The organism is Ruegeria sp. H8 (assembly GCF_056532905.1).
The window spans coordinates 94,925-108,896 of the sequence record NZ_JBQFNY010000010.1 but is presented as its reverse complement, the minus strand read 5'-3'; the positions used below and the strand labels follow the sequence as shown (position 1 = coordinate 108,896).

Annotated in this window: 18 protein-coding genes and 1 riboswitch; of the genes, 7 read left to right on the top strand and 11 right to left on the bottom strand. The window is 56.9% G+C overall.

Going from position 1 to position 13,972, the window contains the following annotated elements; genetic code table 11:
* Positions 1-3 precede the first annotated feature (3 nt).
* Positions 4-348, bottom strand: coding sequence for a DUF4405 domain-containing protein (locus ACR0A2_RS19060; protein WP_480836680.1), 345 nt, complete (start codon positions 346-348; stop codon positions 4-6).
* Between ACR0A2_RS19060 and ACR0A2_RS19055 the strand changes: the two genes are divergently transcribed.
* Positions 347-505, top strand: coding sequence for a hypothetical protein (locus ACR0A2_RS19055; protein WP_172978560.1), 159 nt, complete (start codon positions 347-349; stop codon positions 503-505). The two genes, ACR0A2_RS19060 and ACR0A2_RS19055, sit on opposite strands and share 2 nt — an antisense overlap.
* Before the next feature lie 54 nt (positions 506-559).
* Here ACR0A2_RS19055 and ACR0A2_RS19050 read toward each other — a convergent pair whose 3' ends face one another.
* Positions 560-1,810: an MFS transporter gene (locus ACR0A2_RS19050; protein ID WP_152460753.1), complete on the bottom strand. Its 1,251-nt coding sequence runs from the start codon at positions 1,808-1,810 to the stop codon at positions 560-562.
* Positions 1,797-2,825 carry a lysylphosphatidylglycerol synthase domain-containing protein gene (locus ACR0A2_RS19045; protein WP_152460752.1) on the bottom strand — a complete coding sequence of 343 codons (1,029 nt, stop codon included), beginning with the start codon at positions 2,823-2,825 and terminating at the stop codon, positions 1,797-1,799. Before ACR0A2_RS19045 ends, ACR0A2_RS19050 begins: the two co-directional genes overlap by 14 nt.
* 89 nt (positions 2,826-2,914) lie before the next feature.
* On the opposite strand from ACR0A2_RS19045, the gene ACR0A2_RS19040 reads away from it, so the two are divergent.
* Together ACR0A2_RS19040 and ACR0A2_RS19035 are read left to right on the top strand one after the other, a co-directional pair.
* Positions 2,915-3,328, top strand: coding sequence for a heavy metal-responsive transcriptional regulator (locus ACR0A2_RS19040; protein ID WP_152460751.1), 414 nt, complete (start codon positions 2,915-2,917; stop codon positions 3,326-3,328).
* Positions 3,329-3,611: 283 nt separating this feature from the next.
* Positions 3,612-4,088 (top strand): DUF411 domain-containing protein, encoded by a 477-nt coding sequence (locus tag ACR0A2_RS19035; protein WP_152460750.1) that lies wholly within the window; start codon positions 3,612-3,614, stop codon positions 4,086-4,088.
* 211 nt (positions 4,089-4,299) lie between these two features.
* Here ACR0A2_RS19035 and ACR0A2_RS19030 read toward each other — a convergent pair whose 3' ends face one another.
* Positions 4,300-4,518 (bottom strand): GDCCVxC domain-containing (seleno)protein, encoded by a 219-nt coding sequence (locus ACR0A2_RS19030; RefSeq protein WP_152460749.1) that lies wholly within the window; start codon positions 4,516-4,518, stop codon positions 4,300-4,302.
* 4 nt (positions 4,519-4,522) lie between these two features.
* Entirely contained in the window at positions 4,523-4,846 is a 324-nt protein-coding gene (locus ACR0A2_RS19025; RefSeq protein WP_152460748.1) for a hypothetical protein, read from the bottom strand.
* 145 nt (positions 4,847-4,991) lie between these two features.
* Here ACR0A2_RS19025 and ACR0A2_RS19020 point away from each other — a divergent pair, with 145 nt between their 5' ends.
* The gene (locus ACR0A2_RS19020; protein WP_152460747.1) at positions 4,992-5,411 is read left to right on the top strand and encodes a MerR family transcriptional regulator; all 420 of its coding nucleotides are present in this window, start codon (positions 4,992-4,994) and stop codon (positions 5,409-5,411) included.
* Positions 5,412-5,592: 181 nt separating this feature from the next.
* On the top strand, positions 5,593-6,381 hold the full coding sequence (locus ACR0A2_RS19015) for a transglutaminase-like cysteine peptidase (RefSeq protein ID WP_254705416.1): 789 nt from the start codon (positions 5,593-5,595) through the stop codon (positions 6,379-6,381).
* Positions 6,382-6,485: 104 nt separating this feature from the next.
* Here the strand turns inward: ACR0A2_RS19015 and ACR0A2_RS19010 are convergent, their stop codons facing one another.
* Positions 6,486-7,169 (bottom strand): energy-coupling factor ABC transporter permease, encoded by a 684-nt coding sequence (locus ACR0A2_RS19010; RefSeq protein ID WP_050605693.1) that lies wholly within the window; start codon positions 7,167-7,169, stop codon positions 6,486-6,488.
* A 76-nt stretch (positions 7,170-7,245) separates the two neighbouring features.
* Positions 7,246-7,458, bottom strand: a riboswitch (cobalamin riboswitch).
* A gap of 215 nt (positions 7,459-7,673) precedes the next feature.
* On the opposite strand from ACR0A2_RS19010, the gene ACR0A2_RS19005 reads away from it, so the two are divergent.
* The gene (locus ACR0A2_RS19005; RefSeq protein WP_170602103.1) at positions 7,674-8,336 is read left to right on the top strand and encodes a L,D-transpeptidase; all 663 of its coding nucleotides are present in this window, start codon (positions 7,674-7,676) and stop codon (positions 8,334-8,336) included.
* Between the two features lie 41 nt (positions 8,337-8,377).
* On the opposite strand, the gene ACR0A2_RS19000 is transcribed toward ACR0A2_RS19005, so the two are convergent.
* Positions 8,378-8,650 carry a hypothetical protein gene (locus ACR0A2_RS19000; RefSeq protein WP_050605691.1) on the bottom strand — a complete coding sequence of 91 codons (273 nt, stop codon included), beginning with the start codon at positions 8,648-8,650 and terminating at the stop codon, positions 8,378-8,380.
* 188 nt (positions 8,651-8,838) lie between these two features.
* Here ACR0A2_RS19000 and ACR0A2_RS18995 point away from each other — a divergent pair, with 188 nt between their 5' ends.
* Positions 8,839-11,172, top strand: coding sequence for a heavy metal translocating P-type ATPase (locus ACR0A2_RS18995; protein WP_083445369.1), 2,334 nt, complete (start codon positions 8,839-8,841; stop codon positions 11,170-11,172).
* A gap of 51 nt (positions 11,173-11,223) precedes the next feature.
* Here the strand turns inward: ACR0A2_RS18995 and ACR0A2_RS18990 are convergent, their stop codons facing one another.
* The 4 genes from ACR0A2_RS18990 to ACR0A2_RS18975 form a co-directional block, all read right to left on the bottom strand.
* Positions 11,224-11,388: a hypothetical protein gene (locus ACR0A2_RS18990; protein ID WP_170602105.1), complete on the bottom strand. Its 165-nt coding sequence runs from the start codon at positions 11,386-11,388 to the stop codon at positions 11,224-11,226.
* A gap of 98 nt (positions 11,389-11,486) precedes the next feature.
* Positions 11,487-12,854: a M23 family metallopeptidase gene (locus tag ACR0A2_RS18985; RefSeq protein ID WP_152460745.1), complete on the bottom strand. Its 1,368-nt coding sequence runs from the start codon at positions 12,852-12,854 to the stop codon at positions 11,487-11,489.
* The gene (locus tag ACR0A2_RS18980) at positions 12,851-13,477 is read right to left on the bottom strand and encodes an SCO family protein (RefSeq protein ID WP_050605688.1); all 627 of its coding nucleotides are present in this window, start codon (positions 13,475-13,477) and stop codon (positions 12,851-12,853) included. The genes ACR0A2_RS18985 and ACR0A2_RS18980 overlap by 4 nt, the downstream gene beginning before the upstream one ends.
* Positions 13,477-13,956 carry a copper chaperone PCu(A)C gene (locus ACR0A2_RS18975; protein ID WP_152460744.1) on the bottom strand — a complete coding sequence of 160 codons (480 nt, stop codon included), beginning with the start codon at positions 13,954-13,956 and terminating at the stop codon, positions 13,477-13,479. Before ACR0A2_RS18975 ends, ACR0A2_RS18980 begins: the two co-directional genes overlap by 1 nt.
* Positions 13,957-13,972 lie beyond the last annotated feature (16 nt).

Sequence of the window (13,972 nt, the reverse complement as noted above, 5' to 3'; positions counted from 1 at the left end):
GGGTCAGCCTGCCCAGAACTCGTGCTTGAAGAACTCATTGAGATCGAGCAGCCAATTCGCGGGCGGAAGCCCAAACACCGTCAATGTGACCAAAGCGATCACGAAAGCGGCTCCGATCATCGCTTCGATCCGATGCCCCTGTGGACACATCCTGTTGTCGAGGATCAGCGTTTTGAAGGTTCGAAAATGCAGCGCCGCGTGCCACAGGGAGAATCCGACAAACAGCAACGCCAAGGCGATGTGGACGTCATCCCACCCTTGCCGGTCAAGGCCCAACACCTGCCAGTCGGTGGCATTGGAGATTTTACCTATTGGAGCGAAAAACAAAATGCCTCCGCTGACCAGCATGGCCAAAAAGGAAAAGGTCACACCGAACACAGCCATGGCCCTACCAGAAATCTTGGTTTTCACGCGCGCTGTTGATTCTGCATTGGCCATTATTGCCTCCATTCACGATGCCAAAATATTAGGCCAGAAACAGAAAGTTCGCCTTGACCCATCTTAAGTTCCCCACAGAGGAACAGCGAATTGTGCGACCGTGGTGAAACAAAGTGCTATATCAAACTTGGGACAGCCGCGCCGCGATCACGACCTGACCCAGCGCGGCCAGGATCGCAGCGATGAACACGGCTTCGATGGCGATTATGCTGACCACCACGCCGCCCACAAGTGGCGCCAGCGCCGCCGGGGCCGCAAAGCTGTTAAACCACGCGGAATAGGCCGGACGGCGGTCGTCGGGCGAGATCTCCAGCAGGTAGCCGAGATAGCCGATGGTCACCCCGTTCATCATCACGCCGATCAGGAAGAACAGCGCCGCGAAACCGGTCAGCCCCGAACTCGAGACCACAAGCAGCAACACCAGCACCGGAGGTCCGAGACGCACCAGTGCCACTATCCCCAGCAGGCGCAATTTGCCCATCCGGTCGCCGATACGGCCCCAGACCGGATTCGAGGCCAGCGCGCCGACGGTCTGCGCCGCCAACAGCGTTCCGACATCCGCCGCCCCGAGGCCGCTGCGGCTGGCGGCAACGACATAGAACGGCAACGCCATCAGCGTCGCTGCGCCAAGCCATTGGAAGATCAGGAACAGCCGGAACCGGCGATCCTGTTGTAGTGTCGAGACCCCTTCGCGCAGAAATCCAGACAGATTGGCCGGGCGGTCCCGTGGCGCCCTTGCAGCGGTAGCGGGCTCACCCGCGGCGACAAAAAGCGTCGCAGAGACGATCATCAGCACCGCGCCGAGCCAGAAGATCAGCGCATAGGCCCTGAGCGGCAGCATCACGTCGAGCGCAAGTCGCAGAACGCCCGCCACCAGAACCGCCAGAACACCGCCGCCGAAAAAGCGCCAGGCCAACATACGGCTGCGGCGCTCGGACGGGATCGCCCGGCCGACGATGTCGTTGTAGGGCACCGCGACCACGCCGCTGACAAAGGCGTAGATTGTCCACAGCCCCAGCATCCCGAGCGCCAGCGGAACCGGAGGCCAATCGACCTGCGGCCAGTCGGCCCCCCACCACAGAAGCATACCGATCATCGCGACCGTGATCGCCCGCCCATAGGCACCAAGGGCGTAGAACGGCATGCGCCGATCGGTGCGCTCGGCGAGGTAGCCCACCGCGAACTGGGGCAGCAGCCAGCCAAGACGCAGGACCGTGCTGGCATAGCCCACGGCCAGCGCGCTACCGGTCAGCATATGCACCAGACTGGCCACCACCGTCGCGCTGTCCACCGCCGCCGACCCGCCCTGAAACACCGCACCAGCACCGGCGATGCGCCAAAATCTCGTGTCTTCGGGATTACGCCTTGCCATTCGCCGCCTCTGCCTCCGCCCGGGCGCGGCGGATGTCGATGCCGCTCTGCCACAACACCGTCAGGCCGATCCCGACCACCAGAAGGATCGTCAGCACATAGTTGAACAGGATCATCAGAAGGGCGGTTTCGTCCGGAACGCCAAGCACCTTGAGCGCGAACCCCGCCCCAAAGACAAAGCTCGCCGGGATGCGCACGAAACGACCCAGAACCATGGCGAACCCGGCAAACACCATCAAGAACAGGTAATCCCACGCGCTCAGCACCACGCCAACCGCCAGCCCGGCCCACAGGAAATGGGTTGTCGCCACCAGCTTACCCGCAATGGCTGCGGCAATGGCGGCGATGCGGCGGGCCCGTGCCTGTGGCCAGACGATCCCTTCACCGAGCGCGGTGCGCAGATACGCGCCATCGGCCCCGATGCGGGCGGCAGCCCAGTCGAAGAGTCGGCAGACCAGAGGGTCCTCGCTGAGAAGTGACGCGCGGAACCGGAACAGAACCCAAAGCAGGCTGCCGAAAAGCATCAGGTTCAACAGGCCCGCAACGCTCAATCCCAGCCGCAGGTCACCCTCGATCTGTGGAATCTGGCCGGCGGCGGCCACCGCTCCGGCAAAAAGGGCGAAAACGACGCCGTCGAGGAACCGGGCGATGATCGCGGTTGCAAGCACGGTCGCCATCTTCAGGCGGTCGAGCCGGGCAACCAGCCAGGCCCGGACCAGCGGGCTGATGCCGAGCGGGACAAGGACATTTGCGCCATAACCTGCCAGTAGCGCCCCCGTCAGCCGCAGGGTGCCGACCGGTTTCACGTCGAACAGGATCTGCCTCCACTTCCAGCCGCTCATCAGCTGCTCCAGCAGGATGGTGGCGGCAAGAATCGCGATCCAGAACATGTTGGCTCCGCGCAGGCCCTGCAGAAACAGCGCAAAATCGAGGCTGCCGTAGAGCGCAAACACCAGATAGAGCGCCAGGGCGGAGCCGAATATCGGCAGCAGCCACCGTTTCAGGAAGGTCCGCATTTGACATCCTCGCAACCACCAAGACCCCAATGTTTTAACCTCCGTATCATGATACGGTGTCAAGATGACGGTGACGGAGGGAGACCGCGATGCAACCACTCAAGATCGGCCAGGCCGCGCGCGAGACCGGGATAGGCGTCGAGACGATCCGATTTTATGAAAGGAAGGGCCTTGTCACTCAGCCGCCGCGCCCAATTGACGGCGGCGCGCGGGACTATGGTGGTGACACGCTTTGGCGGCTGAAATTCATATCCGGCGCTAAGAAGCTCGGATTTTCGCTGGCAGAAATCGCGGAAATTCTGGAGTTGCGCACGGCACCAAATACCGAGTGCGTCGCGATGCAGGCCAGAGCGCGCAAAAAGCGGGACGAAATTCAGGAACGGATCGACGGGCTTGCACGGTTGAGGAACAATCTGGACGAGCTGATCGCGGCGTGTCCGGGGCGTGGTGGAATTCAGAACTGTTCGATCGTGGGTGCCATAGAACGCAGCAGTGAGAAATAGGCGCAATTCCGGCCTTGAACGGAGGGTAGCGGAGTTGCTTGCGAACCGGGTTATTGCCAAGCAGGACCCAGAGCGGCAGGTGCAGCGAAAAAAGGAGAGCGAGGGTTCCGTTTCCGAGCAGAGTTTGCGTCAGATCATTGTGAGAAATCCCTGCGTCGCCCAGAAAGCCATATCTGATGAGTATCGGAGGGTGACGGACAAGTCGGCCCTGTAATGCGGTCCAGCTTTAATCCTACCGGTGCGATTTTATATCGGTTTAAAACAAGTTTACCCAAGAGGGAACATGACAATGAATAACCTGAGCCGCCGCCGCTTGATGCAAGGAGCCGCGGCAATTGCGTGCAGCGCGGCGCTTCCCGCCTTAGCGAAAATCGGTCCCTCAATCCATGTCCTGAAGGATCCGAATTGCGGGTGCTGCGGATCGTGGATCAAAATCATGCGGGCGGAAGGTTTTGAAGTAGGCGTGGAAAACAGTGCTTGGGAGGCCTTGAACGCTTACAAAACTGCCAATGGGATTCCGGAGGGCATGATGTCATGCCACACGGGCCGCGTGGAGGGCTACATGATCGAAGGACACGTCCCGCCCGCTGACATTCGGCGCCTGCTGGGCGAACACCCGGATGCCGTCGGACTGTCGGTTCCGGGAATGCCTTTCGGCTCGCCAGGCATGGGGCCGGAAAGCGAACGCGAAGCTTTTGACGTCTTCCTGATCCGCAAGGATGGAACCACAGAGGTGTTCGCCAGATACCCGGCCGCATGAAGTTCCGATGGCGCTGGCAAGATCCTGAAAAACGCGGCGCTCGCTTCTTCTGCCCGGTTTACGTGACATTCTTCACGGCAAACCAGTTGATCCGTGACTTCACGCCTGCCTTGTCCTACCGGGCAAGTTCCAGCTTACGGTGAAAAAATACCCGCGTCCGCAAAGCCTGATGACCGGCTTTGCGGACAAAACCGACATCCCGGCCGCCGTATCAACCGCAGCATTTGTAGCCCGCCTGAATTGGCGGGCATGGAGCCGATCCGTAGGAACAGTAGACGCAGCAATCGCCGGGAAGTGGCTTCAGGACTTTTCCGCAAGATGTGCATTCGTAGAACCACTGGCACGCGTCTGTTGGCATCGTTTCAGGCCTTGAATGTCCACATTCCGGGCAGATGATCGTGCTGACAAGGTTCGGGCGCTTTTCACTCATGGCGTCACATCAAGGTTATCAGGAAATCATTTATTCGGATTTCGTTGAGCACGATAACCCAAGCGATGGCCGTCAACGCAAAACTGCCTGTCAGCCACCATTTGAGGCGGTCGAGCGAACCACGGCGATACGCGACGATGCCAGAGAGAAACAGCAGGGCCGTCGAACCGCCGAGCACGTAATAACTCGCGGCGGCGATCTTGCCGAATACGGCCAGCCAGCTCCCTCCCAAGCCAAGTAAAATCAAGGCCATCGGCAAGATGCAGCAGGTCGCAACGCCAAGTGCGGTAAACGATCCAATAAAACTCGCGCCAACAAACTTGCTCATGGTCAGCTTTCTCCGGCTTTGACGAACTCGAACGGAAGCCGGTTCGACTTCCTCGATTCTTGCTTCGCGCGGTTTGTGAAATTCGACATCATGACCGACAACATGCATCCTGTAGTAGCTACAGGTTCAAGGGAAAGGTCATCACATGATTGCGATTGGCGAAGCGGCGAGATTGATCGGTCTGTCGGTCGAGACGATCCGCTATTACGAACGGGAAGGCATAGTCGAGAAAGCCGGTCGAACCGCCTCGGGACGCCGCGCATACACGGAACGGGAAATCTCCGAGCTCAGATTCATCAAACGCTGCCGCGATCTTGGCTTTACCATTCAGGATGCATGCGCACTTCGCGAATTGTCCAAAGCGCCCGAGCAAGCTTGTCGTGACGTCGAATACGTTGCAACAAGACATCTCGACAACGTCAGGTCAAAAATCGCCGCCCTCCAACGGTTGGAGCAAGCACTGGCAGAACTTGTGCAGACCTGCACCGAGGGTGCGGCCTCATGCCCCCTGCTAACGGCGTTGCTCAACGAGCCTTTCGTCAAAGATGTCATTAGCGGCCACTAATTGCAGCGCCTGGAAAACCGAAACTGGCTATCTCAGCTTGCGGAGGAGCGGCTTCATTGTCCCGGTATTCCGTAACCCTCAGCGATGACGGCCGATCTCTGTTGTATTATTGTTGAATGAGAGAATTGCGATCAGCTTACCCTCTAATTCGCTCTGTTAGCTATGCCGGGCTGGTGATGGCGTGGATGCTCTGATGCTGTCAACTAAGGAAGAAATACCAAAGAATCTGCAAATTTTTGCCGCTTTACCCCTAGAGGCTAAGAAGCTGTTGCAATTCCCCAAGCACATGAAGGCTTGGAATAAAACACATTGGCCGGGGAAGTTTGGATACTTTAGAGGAACGAGCATGGAGAAGGCAGATATGACAAATCCCACTTTAGTTCAGGGAGTGTTATCGAAAAACCTGCTGGGTTATCTCCCAATGGTCTGTTTTATATGCAGCTTTTTTGTGTCTGCCGCTACATTGCAAGCCTCTGAGCTTCCCTCGATCGGTCTTGACAAAAAGATTGGAGCGCCATCCGGTGCCAAATCACTGTGCAAAGACTACTCGTGGGCGTGCGCGAGCGCTCGTAGCTCTGGTCTGTCCGTGGCAAAAGAAAATCAGATCGTTAAAACGATCAACACGCGCGTCAATCGGAGAATCCGAGCAGTTTCGGATCAAAGCCAATATGGGACAAAAGAATACTGGACACTGCCGACGCAAGGGTCAGGAGATTGCGAAGACTTCGCTTTGCAAAAGAAGTTTGAACTTGTGCAGAATGGTTTGGATCCTACGAAGCTACTAATTGCGACTGTCTTGGACACCAATCGCAATGGCCATGCTGTTCTAGTCTATCGCTCGAGTGAAGGCGATTTGGTTCTGGACAATGTTACCAACAGGATCAAAACGTGGAAGGAAACGAGGTATCTTTTCCTACGAATACAGGACCCGATTCACCCTGATCGTTGGGTACAGGTTTTTAGTGGCTAAAAACAATGTGGCGCGCCCTCGAGACGCGCCACAATAATCTTTGGAGCTGCGACTACCGGTTTTTTCGCGGCAACCCAATTTTAGGACACCGCTTCAAACTTTGGTCAAGCTTTCGCAGCGTTGTACAAACGCGGAGTCACCAGACCTGTACTGTTCAAACCGCGCATCGCCTTGGCTGCCGCAAGCACTGCCAGATCAGCAATCGGCTCAATGACGATTACCAGCATATAAGCACCGCCAAAGGATAGAACCGAAGCCATGGTTTCTGCGCCGAAACCCTGGCCGTAGAAGGCCCAGAACCCAACCCATGCGACTACTCCTCCCTGATACGTCGCACTCAGCGCAAGAGCTTGGCCATATTTGAGGTCAACATATGCTGTGCCGGGAGCGATGATGCGGCTGGCCAGTGCTTGTAGCGCAAATAGCGGCACCAGCAGAGTGGTCAGGTTGATGAAGTACTGCGGAAGATCGAACGGGGCAAAAAAAACACCCTGAATCAGGAGACCAGCTGCCAATCCAAAAGCCGCGGGTGCAGCACCGAGAAGCAGAAACAGCGTCGACCCCAGGATGAAGTGGACTTCAGAGACACCAACCGGGAAATGCGGCAGGACTTCGAAGAAAAGGAAAACCCCAACGGTGGCGAGCACCGAGCGCATAGCAAAAGATGCAGGTCCATTCGCACGCAATGTGGAAAACGTTTCTTTCGCTGCGTAAGTAGCCGCACCTGCGGCGGTAACATAGGAAAGCGCGATTTTGGCACCATTCACGATGCCCGGTTCGATATGCATGTTCTTTCTCCCTACCGCCTCACCCGGCGGCTTGTCAGGTTGAATCGACCGTAAGGCCGACAGGTTCAGTCTGGGCATAGCCCGGCGCTTTACGGCAGGTCTCCTGACTCGCGGGTGCTCGCTCCGCCAACCTTCCCGGTTCCATTACGAACCAGTGGTGTCTTGGCATCGCTCTCCGCTCACAGTTGCGGGGGCAGTTACGGAATTGGCGCCATTGAAAACACCGAACCGTATTCCCTTTTAATCCTTTTGGCTTCCGCCATCAGGAACCGAAAACAATTCACCGCTACAATGGCGGCTTCGTTTCTGTCAAATGTCTTTGCGACCTAGTCCGAAGTAGACTCGACCGATGCAGGATTCACGCAACCGGCGACATGGTCCATTAGGTAAACCAAGCGTTACCTGAAACCTCTTGAAGCTCTAGCTGCTAGAGGCTTTAAGACTCGAATTTGATCGCAAAAATGCGATGCAACCACATTACACTTGTGAACCAGGACGAGACTTATGCTGACACGGCGCCATTTCATTCAATCAACCACAGCGCTATTCTCGGCGTCTGCGGCCAGTCCATTGATCGCCAAAACATGGCCAACCTCGTCGCAAAAGACCTATTGGGACAGCCAGGTCACGCCATTTGACTACGATCCAGCGACCTCAAATCCATGGGGCGTTCATGACCGTTTTTTACCACGACGTGTCGTAGCAAATGATGGTTTGGTTCCCGGTGACATCCATGTCGATGCCGTCGCGCGCTATCTTTACCATATCGAGGAAGGCGGCACAGCAATGCGCTATGGCGTAGCGATCGCGCGTGGGAACCTTTACGAGCCCGGTACCTATGCTATCCGGCGCAAGGTCGAATGGCCACATTGGACGCCAACGGCTTCAATGATCGAGCTCAACCCCGAATACGCGGAATTCCGGGATGGCATGGAACCCGGGCCAAGTAATGCTCTCGGCTCTCGAGCCCTTTATCTATACGTTGGGGATCGAGATACTTATCTCAGAATCCACGGTACACCTCAGCCCAGAAGCATCGGTGGTCGCGCAAGTTCTGGATGTGTTAGAATGATCATGGCCCATATCAATGATCTCTACCCACATGTAAAAATCGGCTCGACCGCATACTTATACTCGGCCGAAGATAGCGTCACAGCCCGCTCATAAATTTTGGGCAGCGCAGGTGGATGTCGCTGCCCTCTTTTTTATCAGGCGTCACGCGCAGCGCAGATCGGGGCGCCATTCGTTGCGCGCAGTGGAACCAGCGTCGTCTCGACAGGTCCGCTGTGCTCATACCAAAAGCAGTTATCTTCTGGCATAAGGCGCGCTGTGGCCAGATCTTGCCCCGGTTCTGCCAGCGCAACAACTGAATCCGGCAGGTTACCTGGTTCGAATGCTTTGCTTTTGCCCCCTGTGAACTGGGCTGAGCAACCGGCAGTAATCGAGACTAACGTGATGGTAATTGCGATCCGTTTCTGCATTGACTTGTTCCAAAATTTATTACGTCTTCTGCGACTAAATTGCATCCACGCGACCGGCCCGCAAGAAGGAATGAAGCATCAATATCGCGGGCAACGAACCGGATTGAAAAAAATTGAAAAAGGTATTGAAGCTCTAGTTGCTGTAGGAACTATTTGCAAAGGACCGCAGAGATTCTTGAGGTCTAACTATGTCATCCGATACCCACAACCACGACCATGACCACGAAAATAGACAAGGTCACAACGCGTGCGGCAGTAGCGGGTGTGGTGACATCGCGCCCGCCGGTCCGATTCCCGAAGGTGGCAGAAGCTTTCAGGTCTCTGGCCTCGATTGCGCCGAAGAGGTTGCGATCCTGAACCGGGTTATCGGCCCGAAAGTTGGTGGTGAAGAGCATCTCGCTTTTGATGTCATCAACGGTCGAATGACGCTTCTTGAAAGTGCTGCCAAGCTTTCTGACGAAGATGTCATGCTGCTGGTTGCCAGCACCGGTATGACCGCCAATTCTTGGGATGACGGAAATGCCGCGCAGGATCAGGCGGCGCATATTGCACGTCAGCGGCGGTTCACCGCGCTCAGCGGAGGGTTTTGGGCAGCGGGTTTTGGCTGGCACATTTTCGAAACCGGCATGGGCGGTGCGCTTGGGCTGTTCTCGGGACATGGTGAGGTTCCGATGCCATTAGCCGAGGCAGCTTTGTTCGCAGTCGCGATCTTGTTTGGCGTCTGGCTGGTGGCCCCTAAGGCCTGGTATTCGGCGCGTCGACTTTCGCCGGATATGAACCTTCTGATGGTTGTTGCCGTCGCTGGTGCCATCGCTCTGGGCGAGTTTTTTGAAGCGGCAACTGTAGCATTTTTCTTTTCGCTTTCTCTTTATCTGGAAAGCTGGAGTGTCGGACGGGCTCGCAACGCAGTATCCGCGCTGCTTGATCTGGCCCCCCCGACGGTTCGGCTGGTTCGTGCTGACGGTTCCGAGGCAACGGTCCCGGCGGCGGATGTCTTTGTCGGTGACAGCTTCATCGTTCGGGGTGGGGATCGCATTCCACTTGACGGCGAAGTCATCGAAGGGGCCGGTGCCGTTGACCAGGCTCCAATCACAGGTGAAAGCGCGCTGGTTCCCAAAGAGCTGGGTGATGAGGTCTATGCCGGCACAATCAATGGTGAAGGCACCCTCAAAATTCGTGCGACGAAAACAGCGTCCGATACCGTGCTTGCCAAGATCATCCGGATGGTCGGTGATGCTCATGCTCGCCGTGCGCCGGTTGAGCAGTGGGTTACAAAATTTGCGCGGATCTATACGCCCATCGTTATGGTCGTTGCAGTGGCCATCGCCCTGATCCCACCGCTTGCATTTGGCGCATCGTGGGGCTTCTGGTTTTACAATGCACTTGTTCTTCTGGTTATCGCCTGCCCCTGTGCGCTCGTCATTTCCACACCGGTTTCCATCGTTGCGGCTTTGACCGCTTCGGCCCGGGCTGGGGTTCTGATTAAGGGCGGCGCATATATCGAGGCCCCCGGGCGTACCACCGCACTGGCCATGGACAAGACCGGCACGATCACCATGGGAGAGCCTGAAGTTGCCAATGTGTATCCGCTGGGCGACGCATCCGAGCAGGAGCTGTTGGCGAGCGGTGCCAGCCTCGAGGTTCGGTCTTCACACCCGCTGGCCCGCGCCATTTTGACCAAGGCAGAACAGACCGACATTTCGATATCTGCGGCTGAAGACATCCGAACCGTTCCCGGTCGGGGTCTTGAAGGCCGCACCGAGCGCGGAGATATCTGGCTTGGCTCTGACCGCTTCGCTGTAGAGAAAGGCTTTGGCGCGTCCATCCCTGCCGAATTGCGCAACCAAATCGAGAGCGCGGGAAGCACACTTGTGGTTGTCGGGGATGAGAACGGAGTCACCGGTTTGCTTGAGCTGCGGGACCGCATTCGCCCCGAAGCCCGAAGCATCGTTGCCCGGCTTCACGCGCAGGGCGTGAAGTCAATCATCATGCTGACTGGTGACAACGAACAAACCGCGAGAGCGGTAGCAGCCGAAGTCGGTATCGACGAAGTCCGGGCCCAACTTCTGCCGGAGGACAAAGTCGCTGCGATTGAGGAACTGGCAGAACAGCACGAGATGGTTGCGATGATCGGCGATGGCGTCAACGACGCGCCTGCGATGGCTCGGGCACATTATGCAGTTGCGATGGGTGCAGTTGGGTCCGATGCTGCGATTGAGACCGCAGACATTGCTCTGATGACCGACGACATCGGTAAAGTACCCTGGCTGATCGACCATTCACGTCGAACCATGTCGATCATCCGTCAGAACATCGGCTTCTCACTTGCGACCAAAGCATTGTTTGTCACTCTCACGGGTTTTGGTTTGGCATCCATGTGGGGTGCAATCGCTGCTGATGTCGGAGTGTCCTTGCTGGTCGTGGCCAATGCCTTACGGCTTCTGAAAGCTCCGGAAGATCATACCGCCCAGACTAAGGCAAATACCCTTGGCTCGCAGGGAATAGGCGCTGCGACCACATAAGAGCGAAAGCCGGACTCCAGGTGTCCGGCTTTCGCCTTGCTTACTGGCGCGTTACATCAGGCGCACAACTGCGATTGAAAGAAATAACGCCACCAGGCCAAAAGCGATGCCATATCCTGTAGCGTATTGAAGAATATCAAGGCTGTTGCCATTCCGGCGCTTTGCCAGGACCCCACCCCAAACCGCGCCAACCAAGGCCCCCGCGATTGCAATCATCTTACATCCTCTGATTTGGTTCTTCTGCAGTGCAGTCCGCTTCAGGCGCGCATACCCGCAAACTGATAGCCGCGCACTTGAAGCCGTTTAGGAAACTCTCACGAACTAGATTCGCTTTTTTTGGCGACGGGATTGCCCAGCTGTTTCTCAAGCTGTGCTCGAGCATTTCTTAAGCGTTTTCGCGCTGCTTCGCTTTCAACCTCGTTGTTCGCAGCGGCAGCAAGTCGGTTGTCAGAAAGCGGGTCCGTTGGGCGCCCGTCAACCAATACTTCATAATGAAGATTGGGGCCGGTCGCGGTGCCGCTCGACCCGACACGGCCAACCATCTCGCCAGCCTCCACGCGCTGACCTTTGGCCAGACCATCGGCGGTTGCGCTAAGATGCGTATATCGCGTGACCGTGTCCGATCCATGAGCGATTTCCACCACACGCCCATACCCCCCGCGCCAACCTACATAAGACACGCGACCCGGGGCCGTCGCATGTACCGGAGTACCACGTGCGGCAGCAAAATCGACACCGGTGTGCATCCGCACATTGCCGTAGACCGGATGTTTCCGCCGACCAAAGACTGAACTCAGGCGCGCGCCTTCGACGGGTTGGGCAAAGACGCGAAGAAGTTCACCATCAACATAGATCGTGGCGCGACCGTTGTCGTCGTCTGGCCATGCTATTTCGTAAAGCCGATCATCAACTTCCAGCGCCGCAAAAATGAGCTCGGACTGGCCCACCCTCTCGCCATCGATGCTCTTTTCGCGCCAGAGAAGCCGAAGCGTTTCGCCACCGGTCAGATCGCGTCGAAAATCCACTGTGCCGCTCAGCATCTGAGCGAGATCCACCGCAAAACGAACCGGGATCTTTGCGCTGCTCAGAGCATTTGAGATCGAAGTTTCGATCTCTGTTTTGCGGGCCAGAATGACAGTGTCGGGTTCTGGCGAGACCACGCGCGTGGACAATGTCTCGCTAAGTGTCACTTCAATTCTCACGCCATCTTCCACGGCGAGCTCCACACTCCGCAGTTGATCCGCTGCCGTTGCAACGACTGTTATCGAGTGACCCGGCCGCAAGCGCCGCAAGTCGTATTCAGCGCCAAGTGCAAGTGCGATTTCAGCGCGATCGGTTGCGTCAATCCCCGCGTCAGACAGCATACTGTCGAGTGTGTCACCCACCGCAAGCTCGCGCGTCCATGTTCGTGAAGGTGGTTCAACAGGAGGCAAAGGTTCCTCTGCCTGAATGGGTTCCGGCTGAACAGGTCGAAACGAAACGGGGCTTGGAGCGAGTTCTGTTGATGGTACGTTCAGCAACGGAGCCGATGTGATCTGCGGTTCCGCAGGAAGTTTGGGCACCTGAAAGACCGTGGGCGCAGGCACCGTCATTTCAGACCTGTTCGAGGCAATGAACATGATCGCAGCAATCGAGACGCTGCTGATCGCGATCGCCGAGGTTGCTAGAAACCGTGCGCTCATGATGTTGTATCCGCTCCACTTTTCAAAGCGCGGCGGATCTTGGGTACAGCAAACTCTCTCTGCTCATGATAGTCGATGGTGCTGACAAATTCGCCTGTGGGGTTAAACAGAAAAACACTTGCGGTGTGGTTCATTGTGTAGTCGCCATCTTCCATAGGAACTTTTTCATAAGTGGCGCGAAAGTCGTCTGCGGCTTGCGCGATTTGGTCCGAAACGCCGACCCAACCGCGAATAGCTGGATGAAAGTAGCTGACATAATCGGTCATGGCATCGACCGTGTCCCTTTCAGGGTCTACGGTTATGAACACGACGTTCAATTCGTCCGCGTCATTGCCCAGATCATCCAGCCAGAGGGAAATATCCGAAAGAGTCGTCGGGCAAACATCCGGGCAGTAGGTAAAGCCGAAGAACACCATTGTTGCACGTCCGACCAGCGATTGCGGGGTGACGGGGGTCCCTTCGTGATCAACCATGCGAAAGTTCATGCCCGACAACGCAAGGGGACGAAGGCGATCTGATTGAGCCGCTCCCGGCCCATCCACTTGCCACCATCCGACAAAGAGTGTCAGGCCGATTGCGCCAATTCCAGCAGCCCCAAATGTGAGAACACGTCGCCGCTGCATCAGTTCTCTGGGCCTCGTGCAGCAATACCGAATATCGGTATGTTGACGGTCTTTTCTGCTCCATCGGCAAAGATCAGGGTCAGCGCAAAACTCTCGCCTTCAGTCATCGGGCGTTGCAGCCGCATAAGCATTGCATGCAGCCCGCCGGGCTCAAGCGCGACGGAACCACCGGGCGCAATTTCCAGCTCGCCAGCTGGTGCCATGGAACTAACGCCCTCTGCATTGGTCGATGTCTGGTGGATCTCGGGCATCATCGCAAGATCGGTGCGGATAGAGGTCAGTGTGACGACCTCATCACTGGTGTTGCGGATCGTCATGTACGCGGCACCCGGCCGGTTGGTGCCGATAGAGGCCCGCGACCAGGCATCTTCAACGACAACATCGTCGCCCCCTGCCAGTACCGGTGCCGATAGAATGGCAGTGGTGCCGAATGCGGCAAGCACACCTGCCAGAAGTGTATTTTTTGTAGTGAGTCTCATAGTACCTCTCGCTACT

Excerpts from the sequence above, each read along its gene's own strand:
- ACR0A2_RS19055 (WP_172978560.1), top strand. The coding sequence starts at position 347 with ATGGCCAAAAAGGAAAAGGTCACACCGAACACAGCCATGGCCCTACCA.
- ACR0A2_RS19060 (WP_480836680.1), bottom strand. The coding sequence starts at position 348 with ATGCTGGTCAGCGGAGGCATTTTGTTTTTCGCTCCAATAGGTAAAATC.
- ACR0A2_RS19050 (WP_152460753.1), bottom strand. The coding sequence starts at position 1,810 with ATGGCAAGGCGTAATCCCGAAGACACGAGATTTTGGCGCATCGCCGGT.
- ACR0A2_RS19045 (WP_152460752.1), bottom strand. The coding sequence starts at position 2,825 with ATGCGGACCTTCCTGAAACGGTGGCTGCTGCCGATATTCGGCTCCGCC.
- ACR0A2_RS19040 (WP_152460751.1), top strand. The coding sequence starts at position 2,915 with ATGCAACCACTCAAGATCGGCCAGGCCGCGCGCGAGACCGGGATAGGC.
- ACR0A2_RS19035 (WP_152460750.1), top strand. The coding sequence starts at position 3,612 with ATGACAATGAATAACCTGAGCCGCCGCCGCTTGATGCAAGGAGCCGCG.
- ACR0A2_RS19030 (WP_152460749.1), bottom strand. The coding sequence starts at position 4,518 with ATGAGTGAAAAGCGCCCGAACCTTGTCAGCACGATCATCTGCCCGGAA.
- ACR0A2_RS19025 (WP_152460748.1), bottom strand. The coding sequence starts at position 4,846 with ATGAGCAAGTTTGTTGGCGCGAGTTTTATTGGATCGTTTACCGCACTT.
- ACR0A2_RS19020 (WP_152460747.1), top strand. The coding sequence starts at position 4,992 with ATGATTGCGATTGGCGAAGCGGCGAGATTGATCGGTCTGTCGGTCGAG.
- ACR0A2_RS19010 (WP_050605693.1), bottom strand. The coding sequence starts at position 7,169 with ATGCATATCGAACCGGGCATCGTGAATGGTGCCAAAATCGCGCTTTCC.
- ACR0A2_RS19005 (WP_170602103.1), top strand. The coding sequence starts at position 7,674 with ATGCTGACACGGCGCCATTTCATTCAATCAACCACAGCGCTATTCTCG.
- ACR0A2_RS19000 (WP_050605691.1), bottom strand. The coding sequence starts at position 8,650 with ATGCAGAAACGGATCGCAATTACCATCACGTTAGTCTCGATTACTGCC.
- ACR0A2_RS18995 (WP_083445369.1), top strand. The coding sequence starts at position 8,839 with ATGTCATCCGATACCCACAACCACGACCATGACCACGAAAATAGACAA.
- ACR0A2_RS18990 (WP_170602105.1), bottom strand. The coding sequence starts at position 11,388 with ATGATTGCAATCGCGGGGGCCTTGGTTGGCGCGGTTTGGGGTGGGGTC.
- ACR0A2_RS18985 (WP_152460745.1), bottom strand. The coding sequence starts at position 12,854 with ATGAGCGCACGGTTTCTAGCAACCTCGGCGATCGCGATCAGCAGCGTC.
- ACR0A2_RS18980 (WP_050605688.1), bottom strand. The coding sequence starts at position 13,477 with ATGCAGCGGCGACGTGTTCTCACATTTGGGGCTGCTGGAATTGGCGCA.
- ACR0A2_RS18975 (WP_152460744.1), bottom strand. The coding sequence starts at position 13,956 with ATGAGACTCACTACAAAAAATACACTTCTGGCAGGTGTGCTTGCCGCA.